Annotated in this window: 14 protein-coding genes; 5 read left to right on the forward strand and 9 right to left on the reverse strand. The window is 71.0% G+C overall.

Annotation, left to right across the window (positions count from 1 at the left end; all coding sequences use genetic code 11):
• The first annotated feature begins 530 nt into the window (after nucleotides 1-530).
• The 3 genes from IE263_RS29350 to IE263_RS29360 all read left to right on the forward strand — a co-directional run bounded on the left by IE263_RS29350 (nucleotide 531) and on the right by IE263_RS29360 (nucleotide 1,459).
• Nucleotides 531-737, forward strand: coding sequence for a 2-oxo acid dehydrogenase subunit E2 (locus IE263_RS29350; protein ID WP_189940835.1), 207 nt, complete (start codon nucleotides 531-533; stop codon nucleotides 735-737).
• Nucleotides 738-801: 64 nt separating this feature from the next.
• The gene (locus tag IE263_RS29355) at nucleotides 802-984 is read left to right on the forward strand and encodes a hypothetical protein (protein ID WP_189940836.1); all 183 of its coding nucleotides are present in this window, start codon (nucleotides 802-804) and stop codon (nucleotides 982-984) included.
• 34 nt (nucleotides 985-1,018) lie between these two features.
• A complete protein-coding gene (locus IE263_RS29360; RefSeq protein WP_229911222.1) occupies nucleotides 1,019-1,459 on the forward strand; it encodes a CBS domain-containing protein in 441 nt (146 codons plus the stop codon).
• A 457-nt stretch (nucleotides 1,460-1,916) separates the two neighbouring features.
• Here IE263_RS29360 and IE263_RS29365 read toward each other — a convergent pair whose 3' ends face one another.
• Nucleotides 1,917-3,062 carry an MFS transporter gene (locus IE263_RS29365; protein WP_189940930.1) on the reverse strand — a complete coding sequence of 382 codons (1,146 nt, stop codon included), beginning with the start codon at nucleotides 3,060-3,062 and terminating at the stop codon, nucleotides 1,917-1,919.
• Between the two features lie 279 nt (nucleotides 3,063-3,341).
• Between IE263_RS29365 and IE263_RS29370 the strand changes: the two genes are divergently transcribed.
• On the forward strand, nucleotides 3,342-5,027 hold the full coding sequence (locus tag IE263_RS29370; RefSeq protein WP_189940838.1) for an NAD(P)H-dependent oxidoreductase subunit E: 1,686 nt from the start codon (nucleotides 3,342-3,344) through the stop codon (nucleotides 5,025-5,027).
• On the forward strand, nucleotides 5,024-7,711 hold the full coding sequence (gene fdhF / locus IE263_RS29375) for a formate dehydrogenase subunit alpha (protein WP_189940839.1): 2,688 nt from the start codon (nucleotides 5,024-5,026) through the stop codon (nucleotides 7,709-7,711). The genes IE263_RS29370 and fdhF overlap by 4 nt, the downstream gene beginning before the upstream one ends.
• A gap of 56 nt (nucleotides 7,712-7,767) precedes the next feature.
• Here fdhF and IE263_RS29380 read toward each other — a convergent pair whose 3' ends face one another.
• The 8 genes from IE263_RS29380 to IE263_RS29415 form a co-directional block, all read right to left on the reverse strand.
• A complete protein-coding gene (locus IE263_RS29380; RefSeq protein ID WP_189940840.1) occupies nucleotides 7,768-7,986 on the reverse strand; it encodes a hypothetical protein in 219 nt (72 codons plus the stop codon).
• 155 nt (nucleotides 7,987-8,141) lie between these two features.
• Entirely contained in the window at nucleotides 8,142-8,561 is a 420-nt protein-coding gene (locus IE263_RS29385) for a CBS domain-containing protein (protein ID WP_189940841.1), read from the reverse strand.
• 198 nt (nucleotides 8,562-8,759) lie between these two features.
• Nucleotides 8,760-9,638 carry a potassium channel family protein gene (locus tag IE263_RS29390; RefSeq protein ID WP_189940842.1) on the reverse strand — a complete coding sequence of 293 codons (879 nt, stop codon included), beginning with the start codon at nucleotides 9,636-9,638 and terminating at the stop codon, nucleotides 8,760-8,762.
• A 286-nt stretch (nucleotides 9,639-9,924) separates the two neighbouring features.
• Nucleotides 9,925-10,386: a DsbA family protein gene (locus IE263_RS48855; RefSeq protein WP_229911223.1), complete on the reverse strand. Its 462-nt coding sequence runs from the start codon at nucleotides 10,384-10,386 to the stop codon at nucleotides 9,925-9,927.
• A gap of 272 nt (nucleotides 10,387-10,658) precedes the next feature.
• Nucleotides 10,659-12,257: a multicopper oxidase family protein gene (locus tag IE263_RS29400; protein WP_189940843.1), complete on the reverse strand. Its 1,599-nt coding sequence runs from the start codon at nucleotides 12,255-12,257 to the stop codon at nucleotides 10,659-10,661.
• A 69-nt stretch (nucleotides 12,258-12,326) separates the two neighbouring features.
• Nucleotides 12,327-12,803, reverse strand: a complete 477-nt coding sequence (locus IE263_RS29405) for a hypothetical protein (RefSeq protein WP_229911224.1) — start codon at nucleotides 12,801-12,803, stop codon at nucleotides 12,327-12,329.
• A gap of 85 nt (nucleotides 12,804-12,888) precedes the next feature.
• Nucleotides 12,889-13,224, reverse strand: a complete 336-nt coding sequence (locus IE263_RS29410; RefSeq protein WP_189940844.1) for a metal-sensitive transcriptional regulator — start codon at nucleotides 13,222-13,224, stop codon at nucleotides 12,889-12,891.
• Nucleotides 13,224-16,037 carry a heavy metal translocating P-type ATPase gene (locus tag IE263_RS29415; protein WP_189940845.1) on the reverse strand — a complete coding sequence of 938 codons (2,814 nt, stop codon included), beginning with the start codon at nucleotides 16,035-16,037 and terminating at the stop codon, nucleotides 13,224-13,226. Before IE263_RS29415 ends, IE263_RS29410 begins: the two co-directional genes overlap by 1 nt.
• Nucleotides 16,038-16,088 lie beyond the last annotated feature (51 nt).

The raw sequence follows: 16,088 nt of genomic DNA on the forward strand, positions 1-16,088 counted from the left end.
GCCAGGCGAGCCGTGGTGCTATGGCAGTGAGCCGAGGGCAACGGCAGACGCGGCGAAGCGGCGTGAAACCGCGCACCGCGCAATTCGGGCCCGCAAGAAGCGGGCGGCCCTCGGCTCCATGACACCTGCAGCATGCTGCTGCCCGTCCGATCGGGCCGAGTCCTCATCCCGCAGAACACGCCGCTGGACCAGCCCCTCGGATCGATGTGCCGCGCTGAGGCCGACGGACGCCTGCGCCGCCCGTCCCGATTCCTCGATCGGGGCCGGTCGCGGTGCGGCCCAGGTCAGGCTCGGCGACTCTGGAGGCAGAGGCAGGCGTCGGGAGGAGGGCCGGTGCATTGGGAGACGATCCACAAGGGCACGGCACCGGGCGTCACACCGAATCTTGCCGACTACGACCAGGCTTGTTCCGATTTCCCCTGTTCACAGGCGCGTACCGCGCTGGCCGGTCTACCTGGCAGCGTACGAGGCAGTCGACCGGCAGGCGGGCGCGGGGCACGGAGACACGGTCTCGCTGCGGTGCATCGCCCGTGACAACGCCGTCTCGTGTTCTACCCCCACAACTCTGGTCGGCTTTTGGACGGGTCATCGACCGACCGTGCGCCGTCGACGGCCTGCTGGGCGTACGGCCCGTCGTCGCGGCCACCCTGTCGACAGACCACCGAGCCACGGACGGCGCCGTCGGCCACCACCTGACAACGGTCGACCGCCTCTTGCAGAACCCGGAGCAGCCATGAACCGCACCGAAGCACCGGACGTCGTCAACGAGTCGATCGCCTCCGCAGAGTAAGGAGATCCACGATGACCGACAGCACGGCAGAACGCCTGAGCCTCCTGGAAGCCCAGGTACAAGTCCTGGCTCAAGCCGTCCGAGCCCTCGCTGGAGGCCTGGAGGAGGGCCCGTCGCAGGACACCGAGAGGGAGAAGCAGGCGGCTCGGGGAGCACGACTGGCACACGAACTCCTGCTCTCTCAGGGGCTGTAGAAACCGGCGGGGACCGATGGAGATCTCCGAGGCGATGAGCTCTCCGGCAGTGGCCGTCCCGACGCGGACATCGATAGGCGAGACAGCCAGGCAGATGGACGAGTGCGGGGTCGGTTCCGTGGTGCTCACAGAGGGCGGGACGCTCCGAGGCATCGTCACCGACCGCGACCTCACCGTGCGCGCGCTGGCCAGGAGCCTCGACGCGGACGAACCGGTGGGCACGGTGATGACCTCGCCCGTGATCACGGTGAACGTGACCGACGACATCCACGAGGCGTACCGGACCTTCCGCAGGTCCGGCGTCCGGCGCCTGCCCGTACTGGACGGACACCAGGTCGTCGGCATCCTGGCTGTGGACGACATGCTCCTCGATGTCTTCCAGCGGGTGGCGGACCTGCTGGGCCCGGTCGCCCGCAGCGTCCTCGAGGAACCACCCGTACCGCCCTCCATGGAACCACCCTCGCAGGAGCCGTGACGGCCCGGAGCATGGTCCGGGAAGCAGGACCTGCGCCACGGATGGCTCGCCCGTCTGGCGCACTGCGCCGGTGCGGGCCGTTCGTTGGCCAGGTGTGGCAGGACAGAGCGGAGCCGTCGGGGAACGTGCGGCCGCGGGGTATGCGGACCCGCACGGGCTCCGCCGTGCGCTGGCGCGTAGCGAGGCCGACTTCGTTCTGCGTCTGGGGATTGCGCCTGCGGAGGCTTGGTTCGCTGCCCCGGGGCCTGTGTCGGGCGAGGAGCTCAGCTGGGGAGCCGATCCGGATGCCGTCGTTTCGCGGAGTGCGACGAACACTCCTGACGACCGTCCTTGAGATACCGAACGACATGGCCATCCTGGCCTCCGCCCCCCGCCACCCCGCAACCCTGTCGCGTCTGAGAGCCGGCCCGGACTGCGGCGGCGTGAGCGGCGTGACTGGTGCACTGCTCGCGACACGTCACCGGACCTGACGACGCACGGCCGTAACGGTGAACACCGCGGTAGCGCCCGCGGTGGCCGCCAGCAGCACGTATCCCCATGTGTAGTCGTCTGCGGCCCCGTAGATGGCGCCCATGAGCAGGGGCGGGAAGAAGCCTCCCAGGCCTCCGGCGGCCCCGACGACACCGGTGACCGAGCCGACCTGCTCTGGGGGTACGAGGCGGGCGACAAGTGCGAACACAGCTCCCGAGGCCGTGCCCAGGGCGGCCGCCATGCAGAGGAAAGCCAGAGTTCCGACGGGGATCAGCGGCAGCTCGAAGGAGGCAAGGAGGGCGAGAGCGGCCACGGCCGCGTACGCGCCGATGAGCACCGGCACGGGGTGCAGCCGGTCGGAGAGCCAGCCGCCGACCGGGCGCATGGCGACGGCGAGGACGACGAAGCCCGCGGTGCGCAGGGCGGCGTCGGAGCGTCCGAGGCCGTATGCGGTGGTGAGGTAGGTGGGCAAGTAGACGCTGAAGGCGACGAATCCGCCGAAGGCCACGGCGTAGAGGAAGGCCAGCTGCATAGTGGCGGGCATCCGCATGGTCGTGGTGGTGCGCGCGAGCAGAGACCCGACGGGTACGGCGCGGCCAGGTTTGTCGCGCAGAAGGAGGCGGGCCACCACGGCGTACACGGCGAGAAGGCCGGCAACCAGGTCGAAGGGGAAAGCACGCCCGACGGCGTCGGCGAGCTGCACGGTGGTGAAGGACGACAGGGCAGTGCCACCGGTGCCGATGCCGAAGATCCCCAACGCGAGTCCGCGACGCTCGGGCGGGTACCAGGCATTGACGAACGGCACGCCGACGGCGAACGTCGTGCCGCCCAGACCGAGGAAGAAGCCGCCGACAAGCACCTCGACCAGCGAGTCGGCCAGATGGCCCAAGTAGAGAACGGGCAAGGCCGTGAGTGCCGCGATGAGGGGGAACATCCGGCGTGCACCGACGCGGTCGGTGAGGGCGCCCACGGGGATCCGGCCCAGCGAGCCGACGATGACCGGTACCGCCACGACGAGGGATTGCTGAAAGGAGGCCAGGTCCAGGTCGTCGCGGATCGTCGGGCCCAGTGGCGCGAGCAAAGCCCACGCCCAGAAGCAGAGCATGAACCCCACTGTTGCCAGGACGAGCATCAACGTCGGCCGTGGGGACGCCTCCGCCACGCCTGCGTGCGGCGATGAAACGCGGCTCAAGGGGACTCCTCCTTGCCCTGGGACGGATCGCCCCGCCCTTCGACTCCCTCACGATGCTGCTGCGTACCCGCCCGACCATCCGCGCGACGCGCCTGCCGCCACGGGTGATGATGCTGCCCGGCGAACCCAGGCGGTGCGAGGTCGGCTGCCGCGACTGTTGTGGAGTCGGCAGGTGACGGCCCGGATGCAGCCGCGTGAGACCGCGTCCACGATGAAGACATGGCTCCCGTACACCCCGCGGACCGCTTCGACGCCTTCCGGGCCCTCGCCGACCGACGTGGGCGGCCTGGAGACGGGCTGATCGAGTCGCTGGCCACGGCCAGAACGGGAACGGCGAACGGCCCCGAGGTGTGGGCACCATCTGTCGCCGCAGCCCTCGAACTGCCCGCTGCCGCCGCGCTCGGACCGGCCGGCTACTACGCGGACCTCGCCGCCCCGCACAGCCGCCGGCACGTCCGGGTCTGCGCGGCGACAGCATGCTTCGCCGCCCAGGCCGGCCGGCAGCTCACCGACGTGGAGCACGAGCTGGGCGTCACCGTGGGCACGGCCTCACCCGACGGAGAGAGATCTCTGCAGGCCGTCCGCTGTCTCGGGTACTGCTACGCGGGCCCCGCAGCACTCGACGGAGACACGCCCTGCACCGGCCCGACGCTGACCGGCCAGCTCGCGGGGCGCGAGCCCCCGCAGGCACCGGAGATCCCGGCGGCCGACGACACCGGCGACCCCATACTGCTGGGGGGTGTGGTAGCCGGTGAGCCCGCTTGGCAGGTGTGGCCGAGGATCGTGACGGCAGGCTCTCCCGACGAGGTCCATCTGGAGGTGGCGGCGTCCGGGCTGCGAGGACGCGGTGGCGCGGGGTTCCGGGTGGCAACGAAGTGGGAGGCAGTCCGCCATGCGTCCGACACCATGGTGGTGGTCAACGGAGACGAAGGAGATCCCGGCTCCTTCGCCGACCGGCTGCTGATGGAAGCCGACCCTGATCGGGTGCTGGAGGGCCTGGCGCTGGCCTGCTTCGCGTGCGGTGCCCGCTGTGGCGTGGTGCTCGTGCGCTCGGAGTATCCGCGTGCGCTGGCACGGATGCGGGAGGCGGTCGGTCAGGCGTACGCCGACGGGCACTTCGGTGCGTCCGTGCACGGCACGGCCACGACCCTGGACGTCAAGGTGGTGGAGGGCGCCGGATCGTACGTCGCGGGTGAGGAGACCGCGCTGATCGCGAGCCTTGAGGGGGCCCGGGGCTGCGCCCGGCCGCGCCCGCCCTACCCGACCCAGCGCGGGCTGTGGGATGCGCCGACCGTGGTGAACAACGTCGAGACCCTGGCGGCCGTCCCGTGGATCGTCTCCCGCGGCGGTGAGGCGTACGCCCGCCGCGGGGCTCTCGATGAGACGGGGACGAAGCTGGTCTGCCTGTCCGAGCGGTTCGCCCGGCCCGGCGCGTACGAGGTCGAGCTCGGCACACCCCTGGAACGGATCGTCACGGACCTGGGCGGCGGTCTGAAGGACGGCGCCGAGTTGGCCGTGCTCCAGGTCGGCGGGCCGCTGGGCGGCTTCCTCTCCCCCGACGCACTGGACATGCCGCTGACCGCCGCCGACCTCGATGCTCGGGGCGCCGCCCTCGGCCACGCCGGCCTCGTCGCCTTCGACCAGCGCGTGGCACCGGAGGATGTGCTGCGGCACATCTGGCAGTTCGCCGCCGCCGAGAGCTGCGGCGCCTGCTCGCCCTGTCGGGTGGGATCACGCCGAGGCCTGGAACTGGCCTCCGCCGGCACTCCGCCCGGACGGGAGTGGGACCGGCTCTCGCGTGTCCTGTCCGAGGCGAGCCTGTGCGCCTTCGGACGGCGGATCCCCCCTGCTGTGCGCAGCCTCGCCCGCGCCTACGGAGACCCACTGGTGGGATGGAGTCCATGATCAGCATCACAGTCGAGGTCGACGGCACGAGCGTCGACGTGCCCGAGGGAACTTCCCTGCTCACGGCGGTGCGGACGGCCGGGATCGAGCTGCCCGCGCTGTGCTCCGACGACCGGCTCAGCCCCGCCGGTTCCTGCCGCACCTGCCTGGTACGGGCCGACGGGAAGATCGCGGCCTCCTGCGTGACCCCGGCCGTGTCCGGTACCCGCGTCGAAGCCGCCGCCGACGATCTGCGGCAGCTGCGCCGGGACGCGGTGGAGGTCATCGTCTCCGCCCTGCCGCCCCGTGCCCTGGCCGACGACAACCCCAGCGAGCTGGCGCATGTCTGCCGGTCGCTGGGGATCGGCCCCGAGTCGGCCCAGGGAGCCGGAGGCCGGGGCGGGGACGACTCCCACCCGTACGTCCACCTCGACCGGGACCTGTGCATCGCCTGCGGCCGGTGCGTCCGCATGTGCGCCGAGGTGCAGGGCACCTTCGCGCTCACCCTGGTCGGCCGGGGCGCCGACACGGTGGTCGCTCCCGGCACCGGCGGGCCCTGGGCCGAGTCCGACTGCGTCGCCTGCGGCGGCTGCGTCGACACCTGCCCGACCGGTGCGATCACCGAACCCGGTCCGGCACGAGGCCTCACTTCCGGGATCCGCCCGGCGGCGGCCGTGACCCGTACTACCTGCGGCTACTGCGGCGTCGGCTGTGCCCTTGATGTGGTCACCGACGACGGCGAGGTCACGGCGGTGCTGCCCGCCCGGGACAGCCCGGTCAACCAGGGGCATGCGTGCGTCAAGGGGCGCTTCGCCCACGGATATCTCACCTCTCCCGAACGGCTCACCCGACCTCTGCTGCGCCGCGACGACCGCTTGGAGCCAGCGAGTTGGGACGAGGCTCTCGGTCATGTCGCCCGGGGGCTGCATGCGGCTGTCGCGGTCGGCGGCCCGGACGCCGTGGCGGCGATCTCCTCGGCCCGCGCCACCAACGAGGAGAACTACCTCGTCCAGAAGTTCATGCGAGTCGTCATCGGCACGAACAACGTCGACAACTGCTCGCGCCTCTGTCACTCCCCATCCGCCGCCGGCCTCACCGCCTCCTTCGGCCTCTCTGGCGGCACCGACAGCTTCGACGACGTGGAGCGGTCAGACTGCCTGTTGGTGGTCGGCGCCAACCCCGTCGAGGCCCACCCCGTGGTCGGAGCGCGCCTGCTCCAGCGCGTGCTGCGCGGGGCCAAACTGGTCGTCGCCGACCCGCGCGCCGTCGGACTCGCCCTGCACGCCGACGTACATCTGAGGCCCCGCCCCGGCACCAACGTCGCGCTCTTCCACGGGCTCGCCCACATCCTGCTCGCCGAAGGACTGGCCGACGAGGAATTCCTGCACGAACGAGCCACCGGCCTGCCGGAACTCACCGAGTTGCTGGACGACTACCCGCCCAACCGGGTGGCGGACATCACCGGAGTACCCACCGCGGACCTGGTCGCCGCCGCCCGGCTGTACGGCCGTGCCCGACGGCCCGCGATCGTCTACGGCTTGGGCGTGACCGAGCACCTGCACGGTACGGACGGGGTGCGGTCGCTGGCCAACCTGGCGATCCTGCGCGGCGCCGTGGGCACCGACCGCGGGCACGGGGTCAACCCGCTGCGCGGCCAGAACAACGTCCAGGGCGCCTCCGACATGGGCGCGTTGCCCGACCTCCTTCCCGGCTACGGGAAGGTGACCGACCCTGCCGTGCGCGCCCGGGCCGAGGCGGTGTGGGGCGTGCCGGTTCCCGAACGTCCGGGCCTGAGGATCCCGGACATGTTCGCCGCCGCACGTGCGGGGGATCTGCGGGCCCTGTGGGTCATCGGCGAGGACGTCTGTGCCACCGACCCCGACGCGAACCGGGTGGCCCAGGCTCTGGACGCGTGTCCGCTCGTCGTCTGCAACGAGCTGTTCCTGTCCGAGACCGCCCGCCATGCGGACGTCGTGCTGCCGGTCGCCTCCTGGCTAGAGAAGGACGGCACCTTCGTCAACTTCGACCGCCGGTTCCAGCGGGTGCGTCCCGCCGTTCCCCCGCCGGGAGAGGCACGGAGCGACTTCGAGGTCGTACGTGCCCTCGCCACGCTGATGGGAGTCGACCTGCGCTGTGCTACTCCGGCCGACGCGCTGGCCGAGTGCGGACGGGTGGCCCCCCTCTTCGCCGGGCTCTCCCACGACCGGATGGACCGCGAGGGCGCCGTCCCGTGGCCCTGCCCGGACCCCGGCTGCCCCGGCGAGGCCACGCTCTACCGAGAGCGGTTCGCCACCCCGGACGGGCGGGCCAATCTTTCTGCGGCCCCCTACCTCCCACCCGGTGAACAGCCCGACGACGACTACCCGCTGGTCCTGGTCACCGGGCGGCGCTGGGCCCACTACAACTCCGGCAGCATGACCCGCCGCGGCGGCAACCTCGCCCTCGATCCGGTCGACTTCCTCGACCTCCACCCCGACGACGCCGTCCGGTACGACGTGCGCGACGGCGCCTCGGTCGTCGTGGAGAGCCGGCACGGCCGGGCCCGCCTCATCGCCCGGGTCGGCGAACAGACAGCTCCCGGCCAGGTCTTCTGCTCCTTCCACTTCCCCGCAAGCGGAGTGAACCACCTCACCTCCGACCACGCGGACACCGTCACATCCTGCCCCGAGTACAAGGTCACCGCAGTACGCGTGGCCTCGACATGACCACGTCCCGTCGGCGCGGCCGGCGATGGGTACCTGAACCCCGTACTGACGCCCGGTCACGGGGCGACGGCCCCGATCGAGGCACGGGGTCCAGCGCAGACCCTGACCACCGGGGAGGTCTTCGCCACGCTGGACACCTCGTCGCAGGGGCCGACGTCGGCCGATGCTCGGCGCGGCAGGACCGTGCCCGGCGATACGGTCCAGTTCGGCATCCACTCCACGCCCGAGGTCAGGGATGTACGGCTCGGGCCCTGGGGCTCTTCGTCGCGCTCCATCAGGACGTTCGCCTCGCAGATGCGTCATCGTGCGACGTCGGCGAGTGCCAACCCCGTCGCCGTCCGTACCCGCCGACCCGTGACCCATGCGACTCGGTCAGACTTCCCTACGTCGTTCTGCGGGGCGTGGCCGACTGGGCCTTGGGGATGGTCGGTCACTTCGTCGCGCAGACGACCTCGACGAAGTGCCCCACCTGCTCCTCCGGCAGACGGCGTGCGAGATCCGCCTCACTGATCATGCCCACCAGACGATGGTTCTCAATGACCGGTAGCCGCCGGATCTTGTGCTCCTCCATGGCCTGCAGGACCTGGTCCGTATCCGCCTCGGCGTCGATCGTGATCGGCTTGCCCTGCTCGAGCATGCCAGCGGTCATGGTCTTCGGGTCCTTGCCCTTGGCGAGACATTTCACCACGATGTCACGGTCGGTGATGATCCCGTGCAGCCGGTCGTCCGGCCCGCAGATAGGGAGGGCACCTACGTCCAGCTCGCTCATCCGGCGCGCAGCGTCCTCCAGCGTCTCGTTCTCCTGGATGCAGGTGGCACCGGGATGCATGATCTCTCGTGCAGTGGTCATGACCATCTCCTTCGAGCCTCTTGATCTGCGCGGGGAGAGCCCATAGCGCCAGGCAGCCCCGCCCGGTCCTCCTTCAGGCCAGTGTGGATTCTTCGAACCCCGTACGCATGCTGGGGAAACGGACAGGCGGTGCCTCGTAGGGCGCTCGCCCACGGCCCGGAGCACAGCGCGGGCCTCAGCATTGGCCGGGCGCAGTGATCACGATGGGGTGAGGCCGCGCCCGTGGTCGGCGGCGTACGCGGCGAAGACCTCCGTCGGTGTTCCGCCGGTGTGGAGAAAGCGCTGGTCAAGGATGGCGGCGAGGTCTTCCAGCGCGCCCGCGAGCAGGTCGCCGGTCAGGCGCACGTCCGGCCGACGGGCCGTTTGTCCGCTATGGGCAAGATCAGCGGCGTAGCCGATCGTGGCCGCCAGGGACGAGTGGTCCTCACCGTCGTGGAAGTAGTAGGCCTCGGCGTATTGCGTGAAGTCGATCCGGACACGTGCCACCTCTGTGGCCAGGCTCTCCAGCAGCGTGGCGCCCACAGTGCAGTCGAGCTGCTGGGCGGACGGGTCCGCGCGCTGGAGGAGCGCCAGTCGGATCGCCAGGACTCTCCTGCGGGACAACGCCGGGTAGATCTCCAGCACCCATGAGACCGTGGCCGTCAGGAGGGCGAAGCCGATCAGGGCTTCCAGCGGCGAGACCAGGCGAAGCCACCCTTCGGCGGGCACGACGTCCCCCAGCCCAAGCGTGGCGACCGTGACGAGCGACAGGTAGACGGAGTCGAGCAGCGCCGGCTGCTGCGCCGCCTTGGAACCAGGCGTGAAGGTGAACGCCCCCGGCATATGGGGCCAGTAGATGATGGCCCAGCCCAGGATGATCGTGACGGCCCACATACCTACCACCGTCACCATGGCCAGCGGCCCGACGAGCCCGACCACACGCCCGCGCACACGAAGATGCCGGGCCAGTCTCCACAGCACCGTCATGACGAGGCGGCTCAGACCGCCGTGACGGGTGGGATGCCAGAGCGTATGGAACAGGTCCCGCAGGGCGGCCATCACCAGCCCGGCTCCTGCCAACGAGACCAACCACTCCATGCACGTCTCCCCGTCGGCGCCGCGACGCTCGCCATCGCCTCACGGCCCTGTTCCGCGAAGCAGCTCGGGCAGCGAAGACCAGCACTGCTGCCGCCCGCGCCAGCCTCGCTCTGGGAGCCTAAGCCGAAGGCAGCGCCACAAAGGTCCGAATCGCCGTACCCCCGGACTACTGCATCCGGTCTGCGAAGACGGTCCGCGTCGGGATACCAGCGGCGTCAGCTGCCGCAACAAACTCGTCGGCAGACGGACCCGGCAACGGTCGGCCACGCGGAGGCGCTTGAGAAGGTCACGGCTCTACCGGATCGGCGAGGCGACCGCCCTGCCCTGAGGACGCCGTCCGGCTACGCCCCTCTTCTTCGTCGGGTGTAGGAGCCGCACCCAACTCCGAAGGGAGTGCCCGGGGGAAGTGTGGAGGGATGTGTCGCTCAGTGCGGGGAGGCGTCGGCCACGGCTGCGAGGGCCGTCGCAGCTGACCGGCGTCGGGAGCACTGGCAAGGCCGTGGGGGGTGCGGTAGACCCGGCAGGCCAGCCCTGGCGGGCGGCCCGGCTCGGTGAACAGATCGCGCCCGTCGACGAAGATGGTCGGGGAGCCGGTGAAGCCGTCGCGCTCGGCCTCGGTCTGGTCGGCGATCACGCGCGTGGTGAACCCGGTCTCGCGCAGTCCGATGTCGTCGAGCGCCCGCCGCAGTTGGTCGGCGACGGTCTGCTCGTTGGGAAAGCCGGGCACGACCAGGACTTCGATCTCCATGCCTTCACGATCGCGCGCCTGCGGGCCGCGCGGAAGCCGAAGGGCCCGCGTTCGCCGGGGCGCTACGGCGCACTGCCTTTCATCCGGAACGGGAAGGATGCCCCGGCCGGCGGCAGGGGCGTCCGCTCCCACACCGGTCCGATGACCTGCCCCACTCGGTTCCGGGGCGCGCGGCACCACCGCTGGGGCATTGCCGGCATCTCTCGGCCGCGTGCCCCGGCAACGGCGGTTGGGTGGCACGCAGGCACTCCGCATGCCACCCAACCCCGAGGTCATGCCTGGTAAGCCACGATTCCCATCATCCCGGCCTCGCCGTGGTAAGCGTTGTGGCAGTGCAGCATCCACTGGCCGGGGTTGTCGCCATCGAAGAAGACGGACAGGTTCTTCTTCGGCAGGACGATCGCGGTGTCCTTGCGCGGGCCCAGGTCGCCGAGCTGATAGGTGTGGCCGTGCAGGTGCATCGGGTGCCACATGGTGGTGTCGTTGATGAAGTCCAGCCGCACCCGCTGGCCCTCCTCCATCAAGATCGGGTTGGCATCCGGGTTGGCCATGTCGAAGGGCTTGCCGTTGATGGCCCAGTTGTAGTGCATCATGCCGCCGGTGAGCTTGATCTGGTGCGTGACGTCGACCCTGGCGGACTTCAGGCGCACCTCGTCGGCCGCGCGGAGCTGGGAGGCGGTCATGATCAGGCGGCTGAGTTCCTTCGGCCGTACGGACGCCGACGGTGCGCGGCCGGAACCCGTACGGACCAGAGCCAAGCCCCCTGCGTTCTTGCCCTCGGCCGCAGCAACCAGGGGGAAGACGCCGTCGCCGAGGGTGACCAGGACGTCGTAGCGTTCGCCCATGCCGATGAGCAGCGCGTCCACCTGCTGATGCTGGACCGGGTAGCCGTCGGTGTGGGTGATGGTCAGCCGGTGGCCACCGAGCGCAACCCGGTAGGCGGTGTCGGAGCCGGCGTTGATGATCCGCAGCCGCACCCTGCGGCCGGGCTTGCCGGTGTAGACGTGCGGGTCGGCCGGAATACGGCCGTTGACCAGGTGGTGGGGGTACTTCACGTCGCCGGCGTCGCCGCCGAGCAGGTCGCTTTCGGCGCCCATGAGCATGAACCTCGACGACATCCCGCCCGACGAGGAGGACGGGGACGGGGACGCCGCATCCTCACGCATGTCCCCCATGCCGTGCATGTCGTGGCCCTCCATTCCCGAGCCGGAGGTGCTGCCCATGCCCATGCCGCCCATGCCCTGCCTGAGCTCGGCGAAGACCTCGTCGGGCGTGCCGGTGACGCCGTCGACCCAGTCGTCGAGGACGACCACCCATTCGTCGTCGTACGCCAGCGGCTCGCGCGGGTCCTCGACGATCAGCGGGGCGTACAGCCCGCGGTCGAGCTGGACGCCGACGTGCGGGTGGAAGAAGTACGTGCCGGGGGCGTCGGCGATGAAGCGGTACGTGAAGGTGCTCCCGGCCCGCACTGCGGTCTGGGTGGCGGGCGGCACGCCGTCCATGTCGTTGCGCAGCGTGATGCCGTGCCAGTGGATCGAGGTGGTGGTCTTGCCCGGCAGCTGGTTGGACAGTTCGGCCACCAGGGCGTCCCCGGTGGAGAGCCGGACCTCCCTGCCCGGCGTCCGGCCCTCGAAGGCCCAGGTCTTGGCCCTGATACCGCCGCCCAAGTCGAGCATGGCGGGCGCCGCGGTCAGAGTGATCTTCTGTTCCCTGCCGGTGCCTGCCCGCTTGTTCTCCACGCGGGCGACGGCAGAGCCGGAGGGGCTGACCAGCGCAGGGGCGGTGGCGGAGGTGGTGCAGGCGGCGAACGCGCCCGCGCTGGCGGCGCCAAGTCCGGCGAGCAGGACGGAGCGGCGGTTGATGCTGTTCACGATGGAGTCCTCTGGTTCGAGCTGCGTGTGGTCGCGGCGGAGACGGCACACGGGTGCCGTGGGCGCGGCCTAGATGCGCAGCTGGGAGAGGACCGACAGGTCGGGTGGCGCGCGGCTGATGGACCCGGCGGGCGACCGTGCGGGCTTGGCCTGGTACGGGTTCGCCGCCTGCGGGCCAGGACGCTGCGGCGGCGGGGCGAGCTCGACCATGTCGATGCTCGCGGTGGTGCAGTGCTGCATGCCGGGATCGCCGCAGGCGCTGCCGTCGACGCCGTGCGCGGGGGCGGGTGCGTCGAGTGTGTCCGTGTGGTCGGCGGCGGGGCCTTGCGGGACGGCGGCAGCGGACGGGGATGCCATGCCAGGCATGGCGTGCCCGGCATGCCTGGCATGTATGGCGTGTTGTACCGGGGTGGGGGTGATCGCGGCCGTCTCGTGGTGGATCAGCACGGCCAGCGCGGCGAGCAGGGCGATGACGGCGCTGCATGCCCAGCGGACGGCGCTGGTGCGGCCTGTCGCCATCGCCATCGCCTCCGCCCGGGCTTGCATTCTGTGAGCCCAGTCGGCGGGGGCTCGCCGTCCGCTCAATCTACCCCCGCGGGGGTTTTGGTGGCCCGTTGTGCCGTCGCGGCGGTCACAGCCGCAGGGTGCGGCGCAGGGCGAGGGTGAGTTCGTCGAGCTTGGCGTCACCTTCGGCATCATCGGCGCGGACCGCGTCGTAGACGCAGTGCCGGATGTGATCGTCGAGCAGGCCGAGGGCGACCTCCTGCAGGGCATGGGTGACGGCGCTGATCTGAGTGAGGATGTCGATGCAGTACCGGTCCTCGCCGACCATGCGGGTGATGCCGCGTACCTGGCCCTCGACCTTGTGCAGCCGGGAGAGGTGGTCGTCCTTGTGGCCGGCGTAGCCGCGCGGGATCGCGCTCGGTGCCGGGCCCGTGGCGTCGGCTCGGTCCCCGATAGTAGCCATCAGCGCTCCCCTCCTTCATACTTCCCGCCCGCCGCCGGTGCGCGGTAGCGGTCCGGGGCGGCGTCGAAGGCGGCAGCGCACTGCGCGGAGCAGAAGAAGTAGCTGCCAATTTCGGTGTCGCGTCGTTCGGCGGCGGTTGCCGGGCCCAGGTGCATGCCGCAGACCGGGTCCAACGCCCTCTCCTCGGTGCCGGACCGATACTCTTCGCTGGTACCGGCCTCCGGCGAGTGGTGCTGGTGCCGTCCGTCACCGGCCGCAGCGAGCTGGGGCGTTGCCTGGTCGGCTTCGGAATCCACCTGGGGCTCGAAGGATTCCGTCGTGGCCGACGGCAGCGGGCTGGTCCGCCAGCGGCGCAGCCGGGAGGCGTTGGTCACCACGGACAGCGAGGACAGGGCCATCGCGGCCGCGGCGATGATCGGGCTGAGACGGATGCCCCACAGCGGGTACAGGGCACCCGCGGCGAGAGGGATCCCGACGGCGTTGTAGACCAGGGCGAAGAACAGGTTCTGCCGGATGTTGCGCATGGTGGCCCGCGACAGCCTGATCGCGGTGACGACCCCGCTGAGGGAGCCGGAGATGAGGGTGATGTCGGCGGCCTCGATGGCCACGTCGGTGCCGGTGCCGATCGCCAGGCCGACATCGGCGGCGGCCAGGGCGGGGGCGTCGTTGATGCCGTCGCCGACCATGCCGACGGTGCGGCCCTCGCCCTGCAGGCGGCGGATCTCGTCCGCCTTGTGCTCCGGGAGCACCTCCGCCAGTACGCGGGTGACGCCGACCTGGGCGGCGATCGCGGCGGCGGTGCGGGCGTTGTCGCCAGTGATGATGACGACCTCGACGCCAAGGCGCCGCAGTGCGGTGATGGCGGCAGCGGAGTCGTCCTTGACGGTGTCAGCGACCGCAAGCACCCCGGCGGGCCGCCCGTCGATTGCGGCCAGAACGGGGGTCTTGCCCTGGGCCGAGAGGTCGGTGGCCAAGGGCGTCAGCATGGTGGTGTCGATGCCGACGTCTCCCAACAGCCGGGCGGTGCCGACCAGGACGGCGTGCCCGTCCACGGTGGCCTGGACGCCTTTGCCGGTGACCGAGTCGAAGCCTGTCGCGGCCGGCCACGACAGGTCGCGGTCACGGGTGCCGGTGACGATGGCCTGTGCCAGCGGATGCTCACTGTCGGCCTCAGCTGCCGCCACCAGCCGTAGCAGCTGCGTTTCGTCGATGCCGTCGGCCGGGCGAACGTCGGTGAGAACGGGTTTGCCCTCGGTGACGGTGCCGGTCTTGTCCAGCACCACCGTGTCCAGCTTGTGCGCGGTCTCCAGGGCCTCGGCGGAGCGGATCAGGATGCCGGCGTGGGCGCCCTTGCCGGTGCCCACCATCACCGACAGCGGGGTGGCCAGCCCCAGCGCGCACGGGCAGGCGATGATCAAGACCGCGACCGCGGAGACCAGGGCGAGGGTCAGCGCGGGCGAGGGGCCGGCGGTGAACCAGACCGCGAAGGTGCCGATCGCGATGGCGATCACCGCGGGCACGAAGTACGCCGAGACCGCGTCGGCGAGCCGCTGGATGGGAGCCTTCGACGCCTGGGCCTGCTGCACGAGCCGGATGATCTGGGCCAGCATGGTGTCGGCTCCGACCTTGGCCGCCCGCACGCGCAGGGACCCGGTGCCGTTGACGGTGGCCCCGATGACGATGTCGCCGGTGTGCTTGGTGACCGGCATGGGCTCGCCGGTCACCATGGACTCGTCCACCGCGGAGGAGCCGGAGAGGACCTCGGCGTCGACGGGGATCTTCTCGCCGGGCCGGATGACCACCTCGTCGCCGACGGCCACGTCCTCGACGGGGATCTCCGTTTCACTGCCGTCGCGTACGACGCGGGCGGTGCGGGCCTGCAGGCCCAGCAGGGCGCGGATGGCCTCGCCGGTGCCGGCCTTCGCGCGGGCCTCCAACAGCCGACCGATCAGGATCAGGGTGAGGATGACGCCGACTGCTTCGTAGTAGACCTCGCGCACGTCTTCCGGCAGCAGGGCGGGGGCGAGGGTGACCAGGAGGCTGTAGCCGTACGCGGCAGTGGTGCCGAGAGTGATGAGGCTGTTCATGTCGGCGGCGCGGTGGCGCAGTGTCAGCCAGCCCGTCACATGGATAGGCCGACCCGTGTAGAACATCACCGGCGTGATCAGCGCCAGCTGCAGCCAGTGGTTCAGCATCCAGCCGGGCACCCAGTCGGCGCCGAAGAGCTCGTGCGCCATCACGGCGAACAGCACCGGGGCGGTGAGCACCGCGCCCACCAGAACCCGGCGGGTCAGATCCTTGATCTCCGCCTGCCGCTCGGCGGCATCCGTGGCCTCCGCATCGGCGGCCCCCGTTTCCTCGCCGCCCGCCGAAGCTGGGTGCGCGGCGTCGGTGTCATGGCCGTCGAGGGAGGCCGGAGGGGCTGCCGAGGGGCCGTCGGCGGGTTCAACGAGCAGTGTTCCGTGGATCATGTTCATGCCGCAGGCGAAGCCGAAGGACCCCGGCCGGTCCGGGGCCAGCCGCACAGTAGTACGCGTGTGGGCGGGCAGTCCGGCGCCGACCTCGAGCTCGGGGAACACCACCCGGGAGGTGCACTCCCCGGACTCCTGCCGGTCGAAGACCAGCTCCACGGGCGTGCCCTGGCGGACCTTGATGAGGCTGGGGTTGTAGCCGCCCCGCACCGTCACCTTCACCCGCTGCACTCCGCCTTCCACCCGGGCGACACCTGCACGGCGAGGGCCGAAGAAGAACCAGCCCAGCGCGGCGATCAGTCCTGCGGCGGCCAGGACAACAACGACATCGATGGCACCCATGGCAGCCCGCCTCCTTCCAGCTCGCTGCTTCCAGCCTCCGCCCGGCTACCC

Origin of the sequence: Streptomyces aurantiogriseus, assembly GCF_014649375.1 — a bacterium.
Taxonomy (GTDB): Bacteria; Actinomycetota; Actinomycetes; order Streptomycetales; family Streptomycetaceae; genus Streptomyces; species Streptomyces aurantiogriseus.

Excerpts from the sequence above, each read along its gene's own strand:
- IE263_RS29405 (WP_229911224.1), bottom strand. The coding sequence starts at position 12,803 with ATGCAAGCCCGGGCGGAGGCGATGGCGATGGCGACAGGCCGCACCAGC.
- fdhF (WP_189940839.1), top strand. The coding sequence starts at position 5,024 with ATGATCAGCATCACAGTCGAGGTCGACGGCACGAGCGTCGACGTGCCC.
- IE263_RS29410 (WP_189940844.1), bottom strand. The coding sequence starts at position 13,224 with ATGGCTACTATCGGGGACCGAGCCGACGCCACGGGCCCGGCACCGAGC.
- IE263_RS29360 (WP_229911222.1), top strand. The coding sequence starts at position 1,019 with ATGAGCTCTCCGGCAGTGGCCGTCCCGACGCGGACATCGATAGGCGAG.
- IE263_RS48855 (WP_229911223.1), bottom strand. The coding sequence starts at position 10,386 with ATGGAGATCGAAGTCCTGGTCGTGCCCGGCTTTCCCAACGAGCAGACC.
- IE263_RS29380 (WP_189940840.1), bottom strand. The coding sequence starts at position 7,986 with ATGGAGCGCGACGAAGAGCCCCAGGGCCCGAGCCGTACATCCCTGACC.
- IE263_RS29365 (WP_189940930.1), bottom strand. The coding sequence starts at position 3,062 with ATGCTCGTCCTGGCAACAGTGGGGTTCATGCTCTGCTTCTGGGCGTGG.
- IE263_RS29370 (WP_189940838.1), top strand. The coding sequence starts at position 3,342 with ATGGCTCCCGTACACCCCGCGGACCGCTTCGACGCCTTCCGGGCCCTC.
- IE263_RS29390 (WP_189940842.1), bottom strand. The coding sequence starts at position 9,638 with ATGGAGTGGTTGGTCTCGTTGGCAGGAGCCGGGCTGGTGATGGCCGCC.
- IE263_RS29355 (WP_189940836.1), top strand. The coding sequence starts at position 802 with ATGACCGACAGCACGGCAGAACGCCTGAGCCTCCTGGAAGCCCAGGTA.
- IE263_RS29415 (WP_189940845.1), bottom strand. The coding sequence starts at position 16,037 with ATGGGTGCCATCGATGTCGTTGTTGTCCTGGCCGCCGCAGGACTGATC.
- IE263_RS29385 (WP_189940841.1), bottom strand. The coding sequence starts at position 8,561 with ATGACCACTGCACGAGAGATCATGCATCCCGGTGCCACCTGCATCCAG.